Origin of the sequence: Bradyrhizobium sp. Pha-3, assembly GCF_042258615.1 — a bacterium.
Classification (GTDB): Bacteria; Pseudomonadota; Alphaproteobacteria; order Rhizobiales; family Xanthobacteraceae; genus Bradyrhizobium.
In genome coordinates this window covers 7,313,363-7,333,207 of the sequence record NZ_CP170152.1, presented here as the reverse complement: position 1 = coordinate 7,333,207, position 19,845 = coordinate 7,313,363, and the positions used below count along the sequence as shown (strand labels likewise).

The following is a 19,845-nucleotide window of genomic DNA, read 5'->3' as shown; positions in this document are numbered from 1 at the left end:
CTCCGCTCTTAACTCCACCGGTACAGGAAAGTCCGCCATGAATAGTGGCGGAGCCCGCTCTGCGGAAGGTCCTTCAGCGCGCTCTCAAGTCCAGTGGAGCCTTCGCTGGGAAAACGATCTGCAGCTCGCCGACCATGCCGAGCTCGCCGACTTCTTCCGTAACAGCTACGGGCCGACCGGTGCGTTTAATGCGCAGTCATTCGAAGGCAATCGAAGTTGGGCCGGTGCAAGGCCAGAGGTCCGCGCGATTGGCTACGACGCGTGCGGTGTCGCTGCTCACCTCGGCGTACTACGCCGATTCATCAGAATCGGCGAGGTCGAACTGCTCGTGGCCGAACTGGGACTATATGCGGTGCGTCCGGATCTTGAGGGGCTTGGAATCAGCCACTCAATGCGCGTGATGTATCCTGCATTGCAGGGGTTCGGCGTTCCGTTCGGCTTTGGCACCGTCCGGCCAGCGCTTGAGAAGCATTTCTCCAGACTGGTCGGAAGGCAGGGGCTCGCAACCCTCATGTCGGGTATTCGCGTCCGGTCTACGCATCCAGATGTGTATCCCAATATGTCACCCATCCGGATCGAAGATGTTCTCGTGGTGGTCTTCCCCCTTGGGCGCTCGATCAGCGAGTGGCCGGTCGGGACGATTATCGACCGCAACGGGCCTGAACTGTGAAAGAACTCGCCCCCCTATCCGCGGTGCGTCGCGATTACGCTGACGTCAGTGGAAGTCGCAGCGTCTATTTGACCTTCGATGATGGGCCAAATCCATTTTGCACGCCAGACGTCCTTGATGTGCTGACGCAACATCGGGTGCCGGCAACCTTCTTCGTGATCGGCACGCACGCGGCCGATCAGCCTGAACTCATTCGACGAATGATCGCGGAGGGGCACGAGGTCGCAAACCACACGATGACGCATCCGGATCTGTCCAGATGTGAGCCAGCAGTGGTCCACGATGAAGTGCTAACGGCGAGCAGGGCGATTCGTTCGGCCTGCCCGCAGGCTTCGCCCAGGCACATGCGAGCACCCTACGGCATATGGACCCAAGAGGTGCTCGCTACGTCAGCGAGTGCTGGTCTCGCGGCTGTGCACTGGTCGGTCGATCCGAGGGATTGGTCGCGCCCTGGGGTTGATTGGATTGTGAATTCAGTGCTGGCGGCCGTTCGCCCGGGTGCAATTGTGCTCCTGCACGACGGATATCCTCCGGGTGAGGAGAGACTGGGCACTGATGCCACTCTACGTGATCAGACGGTGATGGCGCTGTCATATCTGATTCCGACGTTACAACAGCGCGGGTTTGCAATCCGTCCGCTTCCGCAACTTCACTGAATAAAACTGAGATCCTATGGACCTGCTCGCTACAACCAGCGCTGTCGCCGTTTCGTCTTATGCGCTGCTCTCGACTGTCTACAAGAGCGCGCAAGCGCTTTATGCTCAGCCAGCGAATGCGTCATCGCTGGACGACGATCTGGCACAATCCGAGACAGCTCTACCGAGCGTAGACGTCATCGTGCCTTGCTTCAACGAGGACCCCAACACGCTCTTCGAATGCCTCGAGTCGATTGCGAGCCAGGACTACGCTGGAAAGTTGCAGGTCTATGTGGTCGACGACGGATCAGCAAATCGCGACATCGTGGGGCCCGTACACGACATCTATGCGAACGATCCGAGGTTCAGCATCACCTTGCTGGCCAAGAATGTTGGAAAGCGCAAGGCGCAGATCGCCGCAATACGCAGCTCTTCTGGGGACCTGGTGCTCAACGTCGACTCGGATACGATCCTTGCCGCCGACGTGGTCACGAAGCTCGCATTTAAGATGCGAGAGCCAGAGATCGGAGCGGCCATGGGACAGTTGATAGCGAGCAATCGCGGCGAAACCTGGCTGACCAGGCTGATCGACATGGAATACTGGCTGGCGTGCAACGAAGAGCGCGCGGCCCAGGCTCGCTTCGGGGCAGTCATGTGCTGCTGCGGCCCATGCGCGATGTATCGTCGCTCTGCGCTCGCATTGCTGCTTGATCAATACGAAGCGCAGTTCTTTCGTGGAAAGCCGAGCGATTTTGGCGAGGACCGCCATCTAACGATTCTCATGCTCAAGGCGGGGTTTCGAACCGAGTATGTCCCGGCGGCTATCGCGGCAACAGTCGTCCCCGACAGCCTTGGCCCATATCTGCGTCAGCAACTCCGCTGGGCCCGCAGTACCTTCCGGGACACGTTTCTTGCATTACGCCTGCTGCCTGAACTCGATGGCTATCTCACGCTAGACGTTATCGGACAGAATCTCGGCCCCTTGCTGCTGGCGCTGTCATCACTGGCTGCGCTCGCACAACTGTTAATCGGCGGGTCGGTGCCCTGGTGGACCGTACTGACGATTGCAGCAATGACAATGGTCCGGTGTAGTGTGGCAGCCTTTCGTGCGCGCGAAGTACGATTTCTCGGATTTTCACTTCACACACCGATCAACATCCTTCTCTTACTACCCTTGAAAGCTTATGCGCTTTGTACGTTGAGCAATAGCGATTGGCTGTCGCGTACGGTCGTCAACTTGCCGACCGAAGGCGAAACGCAGGCCGTCATCCCGCACGCGAATGCTGGACCGAGCCCTGCAGGTGCTGCGGGAAGTTCTGGCGCAATTCGTAAGCCGGGGTTTTCATCGAGCTTGGTGGCGGCCGAGAGTGCTTGCGGTCGCGACCGATCGACTGCCTACAAATAGGTTGATTGAACTCGTGATAGCGGACAACAACCATCAGATACGAGCGCGCGAGTTGGCTGTCGGCGAGCCATGGCTCCTCGACCGCAATTCGTTCGAGCAGGAGCGGTACGCGCAAATGCTCCGGATCGCGCGTCGCAACGGGGATGTTAGGCATGCCTTGGACGTCGGATGTGCAGCCGGCGTATTCACGGAGATGCTGGCACCCCACTGCCAACGAATCACCGTGCTCGATGTCATGCCGCAGGCGATTGAGCGTGCGCGCCATCGGACCAACAGGCGGTCACATATCCAATGGGCAACCCGCGACATTCGGCAGTTCTCGACCGCTGAGCAGTTCGATCTGATCGCCAAAGCTGATGTTCTTTACGACGTCAATGACGTTGCCGAGATGCACGCAGCGATCCCCAACCTGGCGAGTATGCTTGCACCAAATGGCGCTCTGGTGGTCGAACCCACGCGCGATGCCACGTGTCGGCGCTGGGGCCATGCTGCTGGTGCTGAGACGCTGATTTTCCTCTTCAATGAGATCCTATCGGAGGTCGAGCGTCTGCATTGCCATGCGGAGTCGGTCAACGAAGAGTGCTTGCTCGTGCTGTTCCGGAAGCCGAGTCACTCGTCAGAACAATCAAATCGCGGTCATTAGGCAAGAGGGCATATGCGCATCTGCGGTATCAAGTTGACACATGACGGAGCAATCGCTGTCGTCGAGGACGGGCAGCTTGTCTTTTGCACCGAGCAAGAGAAGCGCGGCAACAATCCACGCTATCAATCCATCGACAATCTCGATGCGGTTGTGCTCGCGTTAGCAGAGCATGGCCTGGAACCGCAAGATATTGATCAGTTCGTCATCGACGGCTGGGATGGGGAGATCCAGTCGCAATTCCAGGTGCTCAGTGGCGCGGTGCCGATTGCGCTGAAAGGGGCGCCATATGTCGAGCGCCATGCTGAGGGCCTTCTTGATTCCGTTGACGGCTTTGGCTTGATCCTTGGCGGCAAGGTGTTTCCCTATAAGAGTTACCCGCACGTCGCGGGCCACGTCGCGTCAGCATATAGCACCAGCCCCTTCGCCATCTCGGGAAAGCCCGCGTTCTGTCTGGTATGGGACGGCAGCATCTTTCCCCGGCTTTACTATGTTGAACCTCGGGGCGCGCGGCTCATAGCGTGCCTGTTTCCGATGATCGGTCACGCCTATGCCGCCGCCGGCCTTCACTTCGGGCCGTACAGGAAGCCGGATCGAGCCAATTGGGACTTAGGCATCGCCGGCAAGCTGATGGCTTACATCGCGCTTGGCTCTGTCGACGAAAGCATCGTGGCAGTGTTTCAGGAGCTTTACGAAAGGCGATTCGCGGCGGACACGGAACAGGCTCGCCGCTACCGCGCGGGCATCTCCAATGAGGAAGCGTCGCTTGCAGCGATGCACGAGTTTTTCGAGGCGAGCGCACTGCACCTGAAGACCAAGCCAGCGGAGGACGTCCTTGCGTCGTTTCACGTGTTCCTGGAACGACTTCTTGTCCAGGAAATCGCGACGGTCTTGCTGCGGCATTCGTCGCTTCCGGGAGCGCGAAATCTATGTGTCGCCGGTGGTTGCGGTCTCAATATCAAGTGGAATACCGCGCTTCGCGCGACGGGACTGTTCGATGATGTCTGGGTGCCGCCATTTCCGAATGACAGCGGCTCGGCAATCGGTGCTGCCTGCAGCGCGATGGCGGCGCAAAATGGGTTCGCGCCGCTGGAATGGTCGGTCTACAGTGGTCCGGCCCTGCAGGTCAGCGAGATTCCGTCAGAATGGGAGGCCGCGCCGTGTAGTCTGCGTGAGCTGGCGGCCATTCTCGCCGACAACAAGCCGGTTATCTTTCTTTCCGGGCGCGCCGAGCTTGGTCCGCGGGCGTTGGGCGGTAGAAGCATTCTTGCAGCCGCGACCTCGCCGGCGATGAAGGATCATCTCAACGACATTAAGCGTCGCGAGCACTTCCGGCCGGTCGCGCCGATCTGCCTGGAGGACCGGGCGCCAGAGATCTTCAGCCCAGGTACGCCAGATCCTTACATGCTGTTCGATCACCAGACCCGAGCGGAATGGCGCGACAAGGTCCCCGCTGTCGTCCATCTGGACGGTTCTGCGCGATTGCAGACAATCGCACGCAACTCTCCGCACAAGATCGCCGAGCTCCTCGTCGAATTTGAGCAACTCACGGGCATTCCGCTACTCTGTAACACGAGTGCCAACCTCCACGGACGTGGATTCTTCCCGGATGCCGCCGCAGCCTGCCAATGGGGACGAATCGAACATGTCTGGTGCGACGGCGTGCTTTGGACCAAAACGGTCGTACGCAAGCCAACGTCGGCTGAACGACTCCTGCCTGCCTAAGATGAGCATGTCCACCGCAGCAATCGACCTTGCCGGCGTAAGAAAGACCTTTGGCGACAAGATCATCGTCAATGAGCTGTCGTTCTCGGTTGCGCGCGGAGAATGCTACGGCCTGCTCGGGCCCAATGGAGCTGGCAAGAGCACGATTGCGCGTATGCTCCTCGGCTTGATCTCGCCGGACGCAGGCAAGATTACGGTCCTTAACGAGCCTGTGCCTGCACGCGCTCGTGTAGCACGTGTGCGCATCGGCGTGGTGCCGCAGTTCGATAACCTGGAACTCGAGTTCACGGTACGAGAGAACCTGCTGGTGTTTGGCCGCTACTTCGGCATGAGCGCTCGGAAGATCGAGGCAGTCGTGCCGTCGTTGCTTGAGTTCGCGCGCCTCGAAGGCAAGGCGGACATGCGCGTCGCCGGCCTGTCCGGTGGCATGAAACGGCGGTTGACGCTGGCGCGCGCGTTGATCAATGATCCACATCTGCTGGTGATGGACGAGCCGACAACTGGTCTGGATCCACACGCACGCCATCTGATCTGGGAACGCCTGCGAGTTCTGCTTTCCCGTGGCAAGACGATCCTCTTGACCACACACTTCATGGAAGAGGCGGAACGCCTATGCGATCGTCTATGTGTCCTCGAGGGTGGACGCAAGATCGCTGAAGGCAAACCCGACGCCTTGATCGACGAGCATATCGGCTGCAACGTAATCGAGGTCTATGGCGGTGATCCGCATGAGCTCCGTGAGCTGATCAGGCCTCATGCGCGACACATCGAAACGAGTGGAGAGACACTCTTCTGTTACGCGCCATATCCGGAGCAGATACGCGTGCAACTGCGCGGGCGAGCGGGCCTTCGTATTCTGCAGCGTCCGGCAAATCTCGAAGATGTGTTTTTGCGGCTGACCGGGCGCGAGATGGAGAAGTGAGCGATGGGTGAAGGTTATGCGACGGTGATGCCCGCTAACGCGTACAACTGGATCGCGGTGTGGCGTCGAAACTTCCTAGCATGGAGGAAAGTCGCACTTGCATCGGTTCTCGGCAACCTCGCGGATCCCATAACCAATCTATTTGGCCTTGGCTTTGGCCTCGGGCTGATCGTGGGGCGGGTCGAGGGAACTTCTTACATCGCGTTTCTGGCGGCGGGCATGGTCGCGACCAGCGCTATGACAGCTGCGACCTTTGAAACCTTGTATGCATCCTTTGCGCGCATGGTTTCCGCGCGCACCTGGGAAGCTATTCTGTCCACACAGCTCACGCTTGGCGATATCGTTCTAGGTGAATTGGTGTGGGCGGCCAGTAAGTCCGTTCTGGCCGGAACTGCGATCGGGATTGTTGCTGCCACGCTGGGTTATGCATCCTGGCCGTCGATTGTCTATGCAGTGCCAACCGTCGCCCTTACCGGCCTTGTCTTCGCCAGCCTGGCGATGGTCGTCATATCTCTTGCGCCAAGTTACGATTACTTCGTGTTTTACCAGACGCTTGTCCTGACCCCTATGGTGTTTCTGTGTGGTGCGGTGTTTCCGATGAGCCAACTGCCCGGCTCATTTCAGCACTTCGCCGGTTTGCTGCCGCTCGCGCATTCGGTCGACCTCATTCGCCCGGCGATGCTTGAGCGCACAGCTGGCGGCGCTGCCCTGCATGTCGGTGCGCTTTGCATGTACGCGATATTGCCCTTCTTCGTATCGACGGCACTGTTACGGCGCCGCCTGCTGCGTTGACATGAAACCTTGCGAACACGGAGAAAAGTCAATCGATGCGGTCGCACGACGCTCTCTGCGATGAGCGCAAGGCGACCCGACCCACCACGGCAATAGCTGCATGGGTTTAAAAACAAGCTGGTTAGCCGGCTGATCAGTTGATCGGTGCGAGCACCAGCCGCTCAAATGCTGCTCGCCGATCGCTACGCGTTGGGGCGGACTTTGCGAGAAATCCTGGTTGTGCTGTCCGGCCCCGCGCAGCCGACGTAGTGCGAGTCCAGACTGCGTAGGTGGAACGGCAGTTGACATTCCTGTCATGATTAAATGGAGAAGGTGATGTTGTGTCTGGGAGTGAGTGGCGGTCTAGACAGAGTCTATGAGAGCTCGCCCGAGTTACCGAATACATTTCTGCACGACGGCGCTGCAGTTCTTGTGCGGGATGGCCGCGTTATCGCTGCCGTCGAAGAGGAGCGCCTCAATCGGGTCAAGCACTCCAATAAGTTCCCCAGCAACGCGATCCGATACTGCCTTTCCACTGCAGGAGTCGAGCTTGGCGAGATCGACCGTATCGCGTTCTACGCGACTGAAGCCTACTGCAATACTATGCTCGAGCGCCTGTGTGTTTCCCAGCCCATTCCGTTGGACGCCAAATTGGTGCTGAGGCAGCTGCTGGCACGGGAGTTCGGTGCCGAGGTCGACGCGTCGCGGGTTTCCTTCGTAAATCACCACGAAGCCCATGCCGTGAGCGCGTTTGCCATGTCTGGATTCGAGCAAAGTCTCATTTTTACGGTCGACGGAGGTGGCGATTTTCTCTCGGGCCTCTTGGCTGTGGGGGCGGGCACCGACATGACGCACCTCGCTAGCTTCCCAGAACATAACTCTCTGGGGCTGTTCTATCTCGAGACGATTCGATATCTCGGCTACGGGCTGTTCGATGAGTACAAAGTGATGGGACTTGCCCCCTACGGTGACCCCGCTCGCTATCGCGAGCTCTTCGCGCAGTTCTACGAGTTGTCGGACAATGGTGGCTATCGCGTCCACCTGGACCGAGTCGGTCCGGCCCTGCTCCGCAGCATCGAGGTCCGGCGAAAGGGAATGCCATTCACGCAGCAGCATCGGGATGTCAGCGCTTCGCTACAGGAAGCGTTGGAGCGGATCGTGTTTCACGTCCTGCGGCACTATCGCGAAGCGACCGGCATGACGCGTTTGTGCCTGGCTGGAGGGGTAGCGCACAACTGCACCGTGAACGGTAAGCTGCTCTATTCCGGACTTTTCGACGACATCTTCGTCCAACCCGCGGCGCACGACGCCGGTTGCGCACTAGGCGCCGCGCTGATGATGTCTAATGAGCTGGGCAAACCAGTGCCGCGCGAGCGATTGCAGGACGTCTATTGGGGGCCCGGTCTCGGAAACGAGCGATCCATAGAACAGGAGCTCAATGCATGGTCCGGCCATCTCGATATTCAACGAAGTGATGACATAGCAGGCAGTGCAGCCGACTGGATGGCAAATGGCGCCGTGATCGGCTGGGTTCAGGGCCGCTCTGAGTTCGGGCCGCGTGCGCTTGGCAACCGCAGCATTCTTGCGGACCCTCGGCCGGCCGAAAACAAGGGCCGGATCAACGCGATGGTCAAAAAGCGCGAGGGCTATCGTCCGTTTGCACCATCGGTGCTGGAGGAGGATGCGAGCGAGTTCTTTGAGCTCCCGGACGGCAAGCGGGAGTTTCCCTTCATGAACTTCGTGGTTCGTGTGCGTGAAGCACAGCGTAGCGTGCTCGGGGCGATCACGCACGTTGATGGTACCGCCCGGCTGCAAACAGTATCGCGCAAGACAAACCCCGCCTATTGGGATGTGATTAATGCGTTCAAGAAGCGAACCGGCATCCCGGTTCTTCTAAATACGTCCTTTAACAACAACGCCGAGCCGATCGTGGATTCCGTTTCAGACGCGATCGCGACGTTCTTGACGACTGACCTGGACGGACTTGTTGTTGGACCCTTCCTCGTCAAGAAGCGGGTAGCAACACGGCAGGATTGGACTGCACTGAGCGTGTCATTGCCGCCCTATGCATCGCTTCATCGCGTTCGCTTCCACACAGCGGGAGATCGTCAGGAAACGGTCTGCGAGATCCGCACGGGACGTTCGGGCCACGACAGCATGCGTGTCTCACATGAGCTTTTCGAACTTCTGATGCGGATCGAGGGCGAGGCGTCGCTCGGCTGGCTTCTCGACACAACCGAACTGGACCAGGCCAGGCGCGAAGACCTCGTGAAGGAACTGCGGCTCGTGTGGGAGCAACGCCACGTCCGGCTGCATCCGCCACGCGCTGTTTGCGACTGCAATGAAACGTAAGGCGACGCCCAACCTGACTCATGAGCATGGCTATGTCTACGCATCCATCTGGAGAAGAGGCAGGCCAGCGGGTTCGGTTGCAATCGGCATCCGGCTGAAATCGGTTATGTCGAGGCGTCACCGTTGAATAGAACATGTCGAAAGCGTTGAGAGAACCCGCCGCAACAGGGATACGCTGCTATGAAGTTCTATCGACGCAGTTCACCGCCACGGCGAATGGCGACGATGGCATCGGACGAAATCATACGCGAGGCGTCTCCAATGACACCTCATGTCCAACAAGGAGCCTGGAACGAGGCAATGAAGACGTTTAGCGGTTCGAGGAATGATCGGTTCGTTGTTTCCAGGCGACGTACAGGGTTCGGCGACTGCCTGTGGTCGCTCGCTGCAGCCTGGCGTTTTGCACAGCGGACCGGACGGACGCTTGCCATCGACTGGCGGGGGTCTTGTTATCTCGATCAGCCATTCACCAATGCCTTTCCAGTTTTCTTCGAGCCAATTCAAGACATTGCCGGCGTACCGGTGATCTGCGACGACCAGATCAACCAGCGCTCGTTTCCAGGACCATTCTTCCCGGTATGGTGGAACAAGCCGTCCATAGACTGCGTCTATCGGCCGGACGAGCAGATTTTCCGGGAGCGCGACGAACTCGACCAACTGTTCGAAAGCCAGCAAGATAGTGACGCTAGCACCGTTGTGTGCGACGCGTGCTTGATGTGGCGCTGCGATCAGGACGCTGAACGAGAGATCTTTCGGAGCATTAAGCCGCGATCTGAAATTCAGGCTCGGATTGATGCCGTCTACCGGGAGCACTTTGAGCCGTACAGCATGATCGGCATTCATGTTCGGCACGGCAACGGCGAGGATATTATGGGGCATGCTCCTTACTGGGCCGATCCGGAGCGTGCCTTGCGGCAGGTCTGTAATGCCATCGATAAGGCCAGGGCATTGCCACACGCAAAACCTGTGAGGGCTTTCCTGTGCACGGACAGCGCGCTCGTCCTTGAGAAGGTTTCGTCGATATGTCCCGAGGTTTTCACGATCCCAAAACGTTTCCAGGCGCCCGAGGCCGGCCCGTTGCACAGTGCCGAGCTCGGCGCCGATGGAGGCTTTTCCGCCCTCATCGAGATGTATCTCCTTGCGCGGTGCAACACCGTGATTCGTTTCCCCCCGACGAGCGCCTTCACGCGTTATGCGCGCCTCTTTGCGCCACGCGTTATAGAATTCGATTTGAACGATCCGAGCCGATTGATCTTGATTGAAGACACCTCGCAAGAGCTCGTGGCTTCATGAAATTTGTAGCCCGTTTCATCGATCTGATGGCCGCTCTTTGCATCCAGCAGTACTGTCACTATGTTTCCTCGCGGCAATTTTTTGCCCGAACTGACGCTCCGAGCCCACCTTCCACTGGAGAAGAGAACGATGCCGCGGCCGGAATGCCTTCCGCTGAAGCTCGACCTCGACAAGAGTGGCCCTAACAGGCTGGGCCGGACGCTAAACGGCACATCTTCGTCCTCGCCTCGTGCGGACTCGCAAGCGGAACCTTCCCGGTTGCCGATCGCGGATAAAGTCATCGAAAGCGTCTCCGGTGAGCCGGGGACTTCCGTAGCGCCCGTCGGGCACACTCTCTCACGCGGCCTGGCGCATTCGGGATCGACTATGTGAGGCTAGGCATTCAGTGCGCCAGCTCGTGGTCGCGAAATCAATCCGCGGAGCGATGTGCCACCGCTGGACACAACAGGGCAGGGCATCATGAAGTCAGCGCCAGTTGCGGGTAAACCTAACGTGCGAAGCTGGTAACGTCAGGTTTCGATCGCAAATGGGCAGCGACCGCTGGGCGCGGCGCTGTCCTGACCTATCGGTGCTCCGATGAGAGGCGTTGTCGATCCGCTCGCTCCTCCAATTGTGCGATCACGAAGGAGGGCGCAGCCTTGTAGCGTGGTCTTGGCAGTGGGGCGAGTTTGCTCTGGGCAGTTTGTCGGTGATGCACCGTTGCTGTCGCAAAGCAAACACGCCGTGTCTCGAAGCCGCCAAGCGTTTCGCGTGCGCGACATTAGGACGCAAAACCGGAGCCCGTTTGCGTGCATCGTAGTGGCCCAAATCCTGCTACGGCTTCCCCAGCGGCGCTAGAGGAGAGGAGGCGGGCGTGGGTCTCGATCTGCCAAATGACGATCCGGTCGGAGGTCCGCTGTCGGCGGCACACTTGGGTTGTCCCTCTCACGCCGATAAAGTCCGCGTCCATCGGGGAGAACAAAAGGCGATGTTGCTGACCGGCGCATCGCGCGGAATTGGTCACGCCACTGCCAAACTGTTTTCGGAGGCGGGCTGGCGCATCATTTCTTGCGCGCGCCAACCGTTCGAGGGCGAGCGGTGCCCGTGGGAGTCCGGGAGCGAGGACCATGTCCAGGTCGACCTCAGCAATCATCGAATGCTGCCGCGCGTGATCACCGAGGTCAAGAGACGCTTGGCGGGCGCACCTTTGCACGCGCTGGTGAACAATGCTGGCGTCTCGCCGAAAACGCCCGATGGTGACCGGCTGACGTCGCTGACGACGTCGACCGAAACCTGGATGAGGGTGTTCCATCTGAATTTGGTGGCCCCGATCCTGCTGGCGCAGGGTCTATTTGACGAGCTGAGGGCCGCGTCAGGATCGATTGTCAACGTGACTTCGATTGCGGGTTCGCGGGTGCACCCGTTTGCCGGCAGCGCCTATGCGACGTCCAAAGCTGCCCTTGCAAGTCTCACGCGGGAAATGGCCCACGACTATGCGCCGCATGGCATTCGCGTGAATGCGATCGCGCCCGGCGAAATCAAGACGGAGATGTTGTCGCCCGATACAGAAGCGCGGCTCGTGCCAAACATCCCGCTGCGCAGAGTGGGAACGCCCGATGAGGTGGCTAAGGTCATTTTTTTCCTATGTTCGGACGCCGCAAGCTACGTCACGGGGGCCGAGGTGCCGATCAATGGTGGGCAACACCTGTGAAACGAGCGGGCCTAACAACGCAGCTGACTTGAGCTGCAGCGGTGGACCTTGCGTTTTACGCTAACGTCGCGCATCCCTTCCGGAAAATGAAAATCAACGCACTGTAAGTTTACCGTCGTGCCATGAAAAGGTGCTACCCTTCTATGTCATCTCGTCAACACGCGGCGCTAGATCGAGAATGACATGCAAAACGAAGCTCGCAAATCCGAACAAGGTGCCAGGGAGGATGATCAAAACAACGGAGACCGCCCCATGCTGCATATCGCTTCCGCACGCGAAAGACCGACCTTACATCCGGAGACGGAGCGCGAGCTCGTGGTCGAGCGGTTGCGCGAGAGCGCTCTGACCGGCATCTTCGAAATATCGAAGATACTCACAACTCCTCGCCGGCTCGAAGTCACGTTGGCCAACGTCGTCGATCTTCTGCAATCGTTTGTGGAGATGCGACACGGCATCGTCTCACTGTTCGACGATGACGGGATGCCAGACATTACCGTGGGCGCCGGCTGGAGCGAAGGCAGCGACGAGCGCTACCGAATGCACCTGCCGCGGAAGGCCATCGACCAGATCGTCGCGACACAGGGGCCCCTTGTCGCCGAGAACGTGGCAGCCGAGCCGGCATTCGGCGCGGCGGACCTGGAAGCGCTCGGCGCCTCCGATGATGTGCCGGTGTCGTTCATCGGGGTTCCGATTCGCATTGATCCGAAAGTCGTGGGTACGCTAACGGTCGACCGCATCCGTGACGACAGGTCGAGTCTCCGGCTCGATTATGACGCGCGGCTGCTTGCCATGGTCGCCAACCTGGTGGGACAGACAGTGAGGCTGCATCGGTTGTTCGCCTGCGACCGCGAGCGACTGATGGCGGAGAAGGACCGGCTACAAAAGCAATTGTTCGAGCTCAAGCAGCCTGCACGGGAGCGTAAGAAGGTCCACGTCCATGGGATCATTGGCGACAGCCCGGCGCTGCGCGGACTGCTCGAGAAGATCGCGGTCGTAGCCAAATCGAACAGCACGGTTCTGTTGCGCGGCGAATCGGGTACCGGAAAGGAACTCGTAGCCAAGGCCATTCACGAATCGTCGTCCCGCGCCAAGCGGCCTTTCGTTAAGCTGAATTGCGCGGCGCTCCCCGAGACAGTCCTGGAGTCCGAATTATTTGGTCACGAGAAGGGAGCCTTTACCGGCGCGTTTAGCTCGCGCAAAGGGCGCTTCGAGCTTGCTGACAAGGGGACGCTATTTCTTGACGAGATCGGCGAAATTTCGGCCCCGTTCCAGGCAAAGTTGCTGCGAGTCCTGCAAGAGCAGGAGTTCGAGCGCGTCGGCAGCAACCAGACGATTAAGGTCGATGTCCGTGTCATCGCTGCGACCAACAAGAACCTTGAAGAGGCTGTGGCAAGGAATGAGTTCCGCGCAGACCTGTACTATCGTATCAGCGTCGTTCCCTTGCTGCTGCCAGCGTTGCGGGAAAGACGCAGTGATATTCCGCTGCTGGCCGGCGAGTTCCTCAGGAATTTCAACAGCGAGAACGGCCGTACGCTGACCTTAGAGGCGAGCGCGATCGATGTGCTGATGAATTGCGGCTTTCCAGGCAATGTCCGCGAACTCGAAAACTGCATCGAGCGCACAGCGACCATGTCCGCCGGACCGTCGATCGTGAGAAATGACTTTGCATGCTGCCACGGCCAGTGCCTTTCCGCGATGCTGTGGAAAAGTAGATCGGACGAGATGACAGTCCAACCGGCAGCGCCAGTGCCGGCGCCTGCGAAGTGCATTATCCCACTATCTGGAGCGGCCGCGCCGGTCTCGCCCGTCGGCGGCGACGTGGCCTCGGTGGCGCCTCCCGGCACAGTCCTCGTAAGTGGCGCGAAGGTGGCCGATCGCGAGCGGGTCATTGCGGCCATGGAAAAATCTGGTTGGGTGCAGGCAAAGGCAGCGCGCGTGCTCGGACTGACGCCGCGCCAGATTGGCTACGCGCTGAAGAAATACGGAATCGAGATCAAGCGGTTCTGAACGCAAGGACCATAGACCGGAGCTGCGGCCATCACAGTTGAGGGAAATGGCTAGGAGGACAGGCTTCGTCGTTCGGGCGTTCGATTCCGTCGCAATCTGAAGGGAATGGTTCGCCTCGGGGGCGGCTTGGCCACGAGCGAAAAGACCCTGATCCGCTTGCGAGCGCCGCTGTCGCGACGCGCGTTCGCTTGGTTCGTCGAGAGAGAAGTTGCTCGTCACGAAATGCAGAGCATCACCCAGGCGCCTATTCGTTCAAGAGCCCTGGGGAATGGTTCAGCCGGTCGACGTCAAGCGAGGTGTCAAGCGCATCCGCCGATCAAGTTCGAAGTGGCCAGCGGCAATTCCCGAAGCGCACCAAGCGCGCTGGCAGCGTCGAAACCAGACTCCGCTACCGTTGAACAACCGAGCGTCACATTCGCCTTTGGCGTTTTTACGAGATCCTTGAACACGTCTGCTAAGGGATTTCGATCGCGAGCTCGTTAATGCAGCCTCGATCCTGTCTCAATTGTGTCCGCCTGGCCCGCTTCACCATGCCGCCGAACACGGCGGCCATTCGGCTTACGAGGCCAGATGTTTCCGTGGTGATTCCGCCTGCGCTTTGTTCACCATCAACCGGTACGTTGCCCGCTTGTGATGAACGACGGTCATTTTGTCGCAAGCTATCTTGGCGTCACTCAGCGCGCGTGCCCACGGAACAGCGCTGTCGCGGCTCCTACGCGTGTCGGTATTCGTTCGTCGGGAATACCAAGCCAGGGGGGCGCGTCAGCCTCGTCTAAGTCTCTGTAGTGGCTAGGCGATTTCGAATCGGGTGCGGTGGTACGACACTTGCTGTTCTGTTTGCAGCCATCGCAACTTTTGGAGCAACTCCGTGCACAATGTCGTCTGCATCAAACAGGTTCCCGACTCTGCGCAGATCCGCGTGCACCCTGTGACCAATACAATCATGCGTCAGGGCGTGCCGACCATCATCAACCCATATGACCTCTTCGCGCTTGAGGCCGCGCTCGAGCTCCGGGATCGGTTCGGCGGCGAAATAACCGTGCTTACGATGGGGCCGCCCTCGGCGGAAGACTCGTTGCGAAAAGCGCTGACCTTTGGCGCTGATCGCGCCGTACTGCTCACCGATCGCTGCTTTGCGGGCTCCGATACCCTGGCCACAACGTATGCCCTGGCAACAGCCATCCGAAAAATTGGTAAGGAGTATGGCCCGCCAAACCTCATCTTTACCGGCAAGCAGACTATCGACGGCGATACCGCGCAGGTTGGACCTGGTATCGCAAAGCGGCTTGGCGTGCTGCAGCTTACCTACGTCGCCAAGGTCAGATCCCTGGATCTCACCGCCCGGACAATCGAAGCGGAGCGACGCTCCGAAGGTGGCGTCCAGGTGCTGCACACGAGGCTGCCCTGCCTCATCACCATGCTGGAGGCAACAAACCAGATTCGGCGCGGCGCGATGGCGGATGCATTGCGTGCCGCGCGCGCGCCGATCGTGAAATGGAGCGCGCACGATGCCGGCGTCGAGGACGTCTCCAAATGCGGTCTTAGGGGCTCGCCGACAGTCGTCAAGCGCGTGTTTGCGCCCTCCGCGCGGGCCGAGAAAGCGGTGCTGGTCGAGGCCACCGAGCAACCAGCGCAGGCGTTGATTGACGCCATCTTCAAGCATCAACCGAAGCTCGAAACCGATCTCGCAGCACTAGCCCGTGATACGTGATCTGAAGAGCCGTCGCGACGATAAAATGGTGAACGCGACCATCGACCCCTCGACCCAGCGAACTATCGATCTCGCTACTGCCAATAGTGGGCCCAGGCACGAAGTGGCCCCGTCAAGGATCGTTCTCTCCTCATAGCTAGGAATCAAATGAGGTCTTCTCGAGCGTCTCAATTTGCACTGGATCAGCCCTCGCAGATCGTCTGCGAGTATTTGACCGAGCAGGCGCGGGCTCTGTTCGGCCCGCATCCGCTCGCTGCAGAGTTGTCTAAAGACCAACTTGCCAACCTGCTGCCTGAATACTTGGCGATGTCACAGGCGTTCCCGTACCTGCAGGCGGGGTCGCAAAAGGATCTCATATTCGATGCAATGCATCACAATCGCGACCTTCCGAGAGACATTGAGCTGACCAGCGTGGTCGGAAATTTCATCTGTTGGGATGAGACGGGTGGTTATGGCCGAGTTCTCCAGGGCGGCAAGGCGGCGCTGCCCGATATTCTGGCCACTGAAAACTTCCACTCAAACCTGCTTAGACAAGATGCATCGCGACTGCTCGGCAGAACAATACAGCCTAACTACAGCGCCACAACGAAACGGTACCTGCATTCTCTCTTTGCCGGATTGTCATCGAAAGACCCCGTAATGCGTTGTGCCTACATGGTTGCGTTCGAACTGCACGCTGCGGAAATGATCCGGTCGCTGTGGACTACCCTGGTCAAGGCCTTCGATGTGCGTTTCGACGATCTTGTGTACTTCCGCTGTCATGTCGGCGGAGAAGACCCCGCGGAGAAATATCACGGAGAAATGACAACCCGTCTCATTCGCGAACTTGTACCGGCTGGCAGCAATGGTCGCTTTCTCGATGAATTCGATCGAGCCTATCGGCTAAGCTTGCAGTGGTGCCGCGATTTGCTCCGAATTGTCTCACTTGAGGGAGATGGTCGAGCGGAGATCGAACACCAAGGCCGTTGTCATTGCGGTGCTGTCAAGTTCAGTGTCCGAGCGCCGCGACAGCTGTCAACCGTTCGATGCAATTGCTCGATATGCCAAATGTCCGGATTTCTGCACTTGCTCGTGCCAGGTGACAAGCTCAGCATTGAGTCCGGCGAGCAGTGCCTCACCTCGTACCAGTTCAACAAGAACATCGCTCGACACACGTTTTGCCGGAATTGTGGCGTAAAGCCATTCTATAGGCCACGATCGAACCCCTCCGGTTTCAGCGTAAATGTTGGGTGTTTGGATAGAAGAACTATCGACAGCATAAGAATAGATGATTTCGATGGCGAGCATTGGGAGCAGGCGTTCCGCTCGATGCACGAGGATACGAAAGCGTCCCTTGAAGCTCAAACCTTGGAGTGAACCCGAATGGCGCGTGCGGTGAATGATAAATCCGGTCTGCTTTCAGAAGAGGCTCTCACGAAGTACCGCATAGAGTTGTTGGTGAAGGGTACGGTCGTGATCGGGCCGCAGACGTTGTTTACCCAAGATGACTTGGCGAGGATCGATCAGCTGCAGACTGAGATTCCCGAAGAACAGGTACAGGAGGGAGATGCCGGCGACTCGCACAATGTCTTCGTGAAACGCGTAAGGGTAGATCCGCCCGGCCGGCCTCCCAGCAATACGAATGGTACTGCTCCGAGGCAGATCATCGAACTGCTCGAAAAGAAGGACCGCAGCTTCGCGCTGAAAAAGGTCTTGGGAGCATCGTCAGATTACGTGATTCGCCGATGCCAAATGCATCGTATGCCTCCTGGCTCCTTTGTTGGTATCCATTTGGATGCGGAGAGCGACCCTGATTTCGAGTACTCCGTGATTGTGCAACTCGCGAGAGAGTTTGAGGGAGGTGAGTTTGTGGTATATCCAAGCGCTTACGAACAGCAGGTATTCCGACCGCCATTTGGGGGCGTGCTTGTCACCACATGTAAGGTCCGGCATGAAGTGAAGCCTGTACGCGCTGGGGAGCGACGATCGCTGGTGTACTTCTGTTCAAGACGCAGCGGTGCGAACCGCCGGATCATCGAAGGCTCTACCGGTAGCCTGTGAGGCGGGTTAGCTGGAATGGCCTCCGGATGAGTTGAGGAACGGATGAACTCTCGGGAGGTGATCGGTGGCGCGGTCCTTGCAACGGTCCTTGCAGAAGTTATCCTGTGGTGATTGCGTCGCTGTGCGATATGGGCTGCTCGCTCAGGCTCGGTGACACGTCGTCAGCGAAAGCCGCTCGGAAGAGATGAGGTTGGCACCTTTCACGATCAATGCCGATAGTCCGCGCACTGAACCACTGCCATCGGGCTCTCCAATTTCCACCGAATCGGAGTGGCGTTGGGATATTGGTCGAGCGGGAGCCTGGCCCACTCCGCCTTGAGGATCTGCCGATCCGCCGATTGAGCTTTGGAGAGTGAGCTGCTGACAGACGCCGCTCACCTCGGACAGAGGCCTTTGTATCCCCTCGTAGCGCATACCGGTTCACGGTGGGAATCGGCCTCTAGTGAGACGAATCACACCTTCACGTCACGTCCCCAAGTACCGGTCTCAGCCACACGTTCAAAAGCAGGGGGGCGAATGAATGGAGGGAGTTAAGATATGGTCGTTGTGATCTCAATCAAACCATTGTCAATAAGCGGTGCTGCAGATTGCGGGCTGCGGGCCTATCGCGCGCAATCACGAGGCACTCCACCGTGCCAGCCTCTTGATCAGCGGCAAGCGGGATCACGCCTTCCTTGCGTGTGCCGTCGAACAGAAATCCGTCCTCAACGAAACGATCATGCGCGGTTTGGAGAGAACTTGATCGGACGTTTCTCACGGATAAGATAACGTAGCAACCGGAATAGTCGTAGCCCAGCAGGCGGACGGCGATGCTGTGTAACACCGAGCCTCCGCCCCACCGGCCGTTCGCTTCATTAAACAGCAGCCGCCCGTCGCTCGCGAAAATGGCGTCAATGTTGATCATTCCACGATACCCAAGGGTTCGCGCTAGCTGCACAAATCGGTAGGCATGCGCCTGGGCGGTCAACCATTGCTCATTCCTCAGGTCGCTTGGAAGTTCAAGTCCTGTCCAGATCAGAGCCCTTTCAAATCGATCGTTGCTTCGACGCAGACGTATGTTTCCACTGTTGATGAAAACGATTGAACCATCCGGCTCTATCTCATACTCGAGATAGAACAAAGACCGAGCCGAGTGGTACGATTCTACGACCAACGTCTTGCACGATGCTGTTGTCATCTCAGACCAAAGTGCTTCAGGATCAAACGACGGCCAAGGAATCTGCCTGGTATCTCTTGCCCCGGGTAGTGGACCGCTCTCCTCGCTGGTCAGGACGACATTCCCGACCCCGCCCGCCCCATTGTCCAACTTGACAATCACGTTGCCGGTCTCAGATCTTAGCGAGGTGACCGCCCTCAATAGTTCGTTTGAGTTCGTGGTTACGCATCCATTGGGCAACGGAAGTCCGACACTTGTCGCCAATTGACGGAAGTGGCTCTTGCGGTTCAATAGATCAGGCCCTCGCTGCAGAGCGAAGTCGTCCCCGCTTTGCGGGATGCCCAGCAGGGCCGCCAGGCGCGCGACCCCTTCACTAGAGTAGCAAGGATGTATTCTCCAGGATGATTTCGGGTGAATATGGCTGTTGATTCGTTCAACAACAGTATTGGACAGCAGGGTGCAATCATTAAGGACCCGCGCCTCGCGGGTACCTTCAGGCACAAGCAGCAGGAGGCTCGAGGCATCAAAATCGAGCGTCGTGCCAATCAAGGATAGCAGATCCGTCGGGATGGCTACCGGAGAGACTATAAGGTCACCCTCCTGTGCAAACCAGGCCGAGCGGCAAGCCGAGTTGGCGGCAAGGGAAAGTTGAGCGACTGTTAGATCGCCGCCCGACATTTGAGGCGTACCGGCATTCAAGATTAGGATCCGAGGCAACAACGACCTCCCGGGCATTTGGCGCGATCAGACAGGGGCCGCCATGCCAGCAATGATGACGTTGCCGCGGCGCATCGTGTACCGTCCCCGCCCGAAAGTTGATTGTGCGCC

15 protein-coding genes are annotated in these 19,845 nt (G+C 58.7%); 14 read left to right on the top strand and 1 reads right to left on the bottom strand.

All coding sequences use genetic code 11. From position 1 onward, the window contains the following. The first annotated feature begins 37 nt into the window (after positions 1–37). The 14 genes from ACE10Z_RS34370 to ACE10Z_RS34305 all read left to right on the top strand — a co-directional run bounded on the left by ACE10Z_RS34370 (position 38) and on the right by ACE10Z_RS34305 (position 17,861). Complete coding sequence (locus ACE10Z_RS34370) at positions 38–670, top strand: NodA family N-acyltransferase (protein ID WP_375784756.1); 633 nt, start codon at positions 38–40, stop codon at positions 668–670. Next, positions 667–1,326, top strand: a complete 660-nt coding sequence (gene nodB / locus ACE10Z_RS34365) for a chitooligosaccharide deacetylase NodB (RefSeq protein WP_375784755.1) — start codon at positions 667–669, stop codon at positions 1,324–1,326. Before ACE10Z_RS34370 ends, nodB begins: the two co-directional genes overlap by 4 nt. Before the next feature lie 16 nt (positions 1,327–1,342). Beyond that, entirely contained in the window at positions 1,343–2,710 is a 1,368-nt protein-coding gene (gene nodC / locus ACE10Z_RS34360) for a chitooligosaccharide synthase NodC (protein ID WP_375784754.1), read from the top strand. A gap of 52 nt (positions 2,711–2,762) precedes the next feature. After that, a complete protein-coding gene (locus ACE10Z_RS34355; protein ID WP_375784753.1) occupies positions 2,763–3,353 on the top strand; it encodes an SAM-dependent methyltransferase in 591 nt (196 codons plus the stop codon). Positions 3,354–3,365: 12 nt separating this feature from the next. Beyond that, on the top strand, positions 3,366–5,075 hold the full coding sequence (gene nodU / locus ACE10Z_RS34350) for a nodulation protein NodU (RefSeq protein ID WP_375784752.1): 1,710 nt from the start codon (positions 3,366–3,368) through the stop codon (positions 5,073–5,075). A gap of 1 nt (position 5,076) precedes the next feature. Further along, on the top strand, positions 5,077–5,997 hold the full coding sequence (gene nodI / locus ACE10Z_RS34345; RefSeq protein ID WP_375784751.1) for a nodulation factor ABC transporter ATP-binding protein NodI: 921 nt from the start codon (positions 5,077–5,079) through the stop codon (positions 5,995–5,997). Between the two features lie 3 nt (positions 5,998–6,000). After that, on the top strand, positions 6,001–6,789 hold the full coding sequence (locus ACE10Z_RS34340; protein WP_375784750.1) for an ABC transporter permease: 789 nt from the start codon (positions 6,001–6,003) through the stop codon (positions 6,787–6,789). A gap of 315 nt (positions 6,790–7,104) precedes the next feature. After that, the gene (locus ACE10Z_RS34335) at positions 7,105–9,120 is read left to right on the top strand and encodes a carbamoyltransferase (protein WP_375789988.1); all 2,016 of its coding nucleotides are present in this window, start codon (positions 7,105–7,107) and stop codon (positions 9,118–9,120) included. Between the two features lie 180 nt (positions 9,121–9,300). Further along, entirely contained in the window at positions 9,301–10,413 is a 1,113-nt protein-coding gene (locus tag ACE10Z_RS34330; protein WP_375784749.1) for a nodulation protein NodZ, read from the top strand. 853 nt (positions 10,414–11,266) lie between these two features. Then, positions 11,267–12,103 (top strand): SDR family NAD(P)-dependent oxidoreductase, encoded by an 837-nt coding sequence (locus ACE10Z_RS34325; protein ID WP_375784748.1) that lies wholly within the window; start codon positions 11,267–11,269, stop codon positions 12,101–12,103. A gap of 183 nt (positions 12,104–12,286) precedes the next feature. Continuing rightward, positions 12,287–14,110 carry a nif-specific transcriptional activator NifA gene (gene nifA, locus ACE10Z_RS34320; protein ID WP_375784747.1) on the top strand — a complete coding sequence of 608 codons (1,824 nt, stop codon included), beginning with the start codon at positions 12,287–12,289 and terminating at the stop codon, positions 14,108–14,110. Positions 14,111–14,978: 868 nt separating this feature from the next. Beyond that, positions 14,979–15,821, top strand: a complete 843-nt coding sequence (locus ACE10Z_RS34315; protein ID WP_375784746.1) for an electron transfer flavoprotein subunit beta/FixA family protein — start codon at positions 14,979–14,981, stop codon at positions 15,819–15,821. A 210-nt stretch (positions 15,822–16,031) separates the two neighbouring features. Beyond that, the gene (locus tag ACE10Z_RS34310) at positions 16,032–17,177 is read left to right on the top strand and encodes a GFA family protein (protein WP_375784745.1); all 1,146 of its coding nucleotides are present in this window, start codon (positions 16,032–16,034) and stop codon (positions 17,175–17,177) included. Between the two features lie 6 nt (positions 17,178–17,183). After that, the gene (locus ACE10Z_RS34305) at positions 17,184–17,861 is read left to right on the top strand and encodes a 2OG-Fe(II) oxygenase (protein ID WP_375784744.1); all 678 of its coding nucleotides are present in this window, start codon (positions 17,184–17,186) and stop codon (positions 17,859–17,861) included. A gap of 556 nt (positions 17,862–18,417) precedes the next feature. Here ACE10Z_RS34305 and ACE10Z_RS34300 read toward each other — a convergent pair. Beyond that, entirely contained in the window at positions 18,418–19,716 is a 1,299-nt protein-coding gene (locus ACE10Z_RS34300; protein WP_375784743.1) for a peptide ligase PGM1-related protein, read from the bottom strand. Between the last annotated feature and the right edge of the window lie 129 nt (positions 19,717–19,845).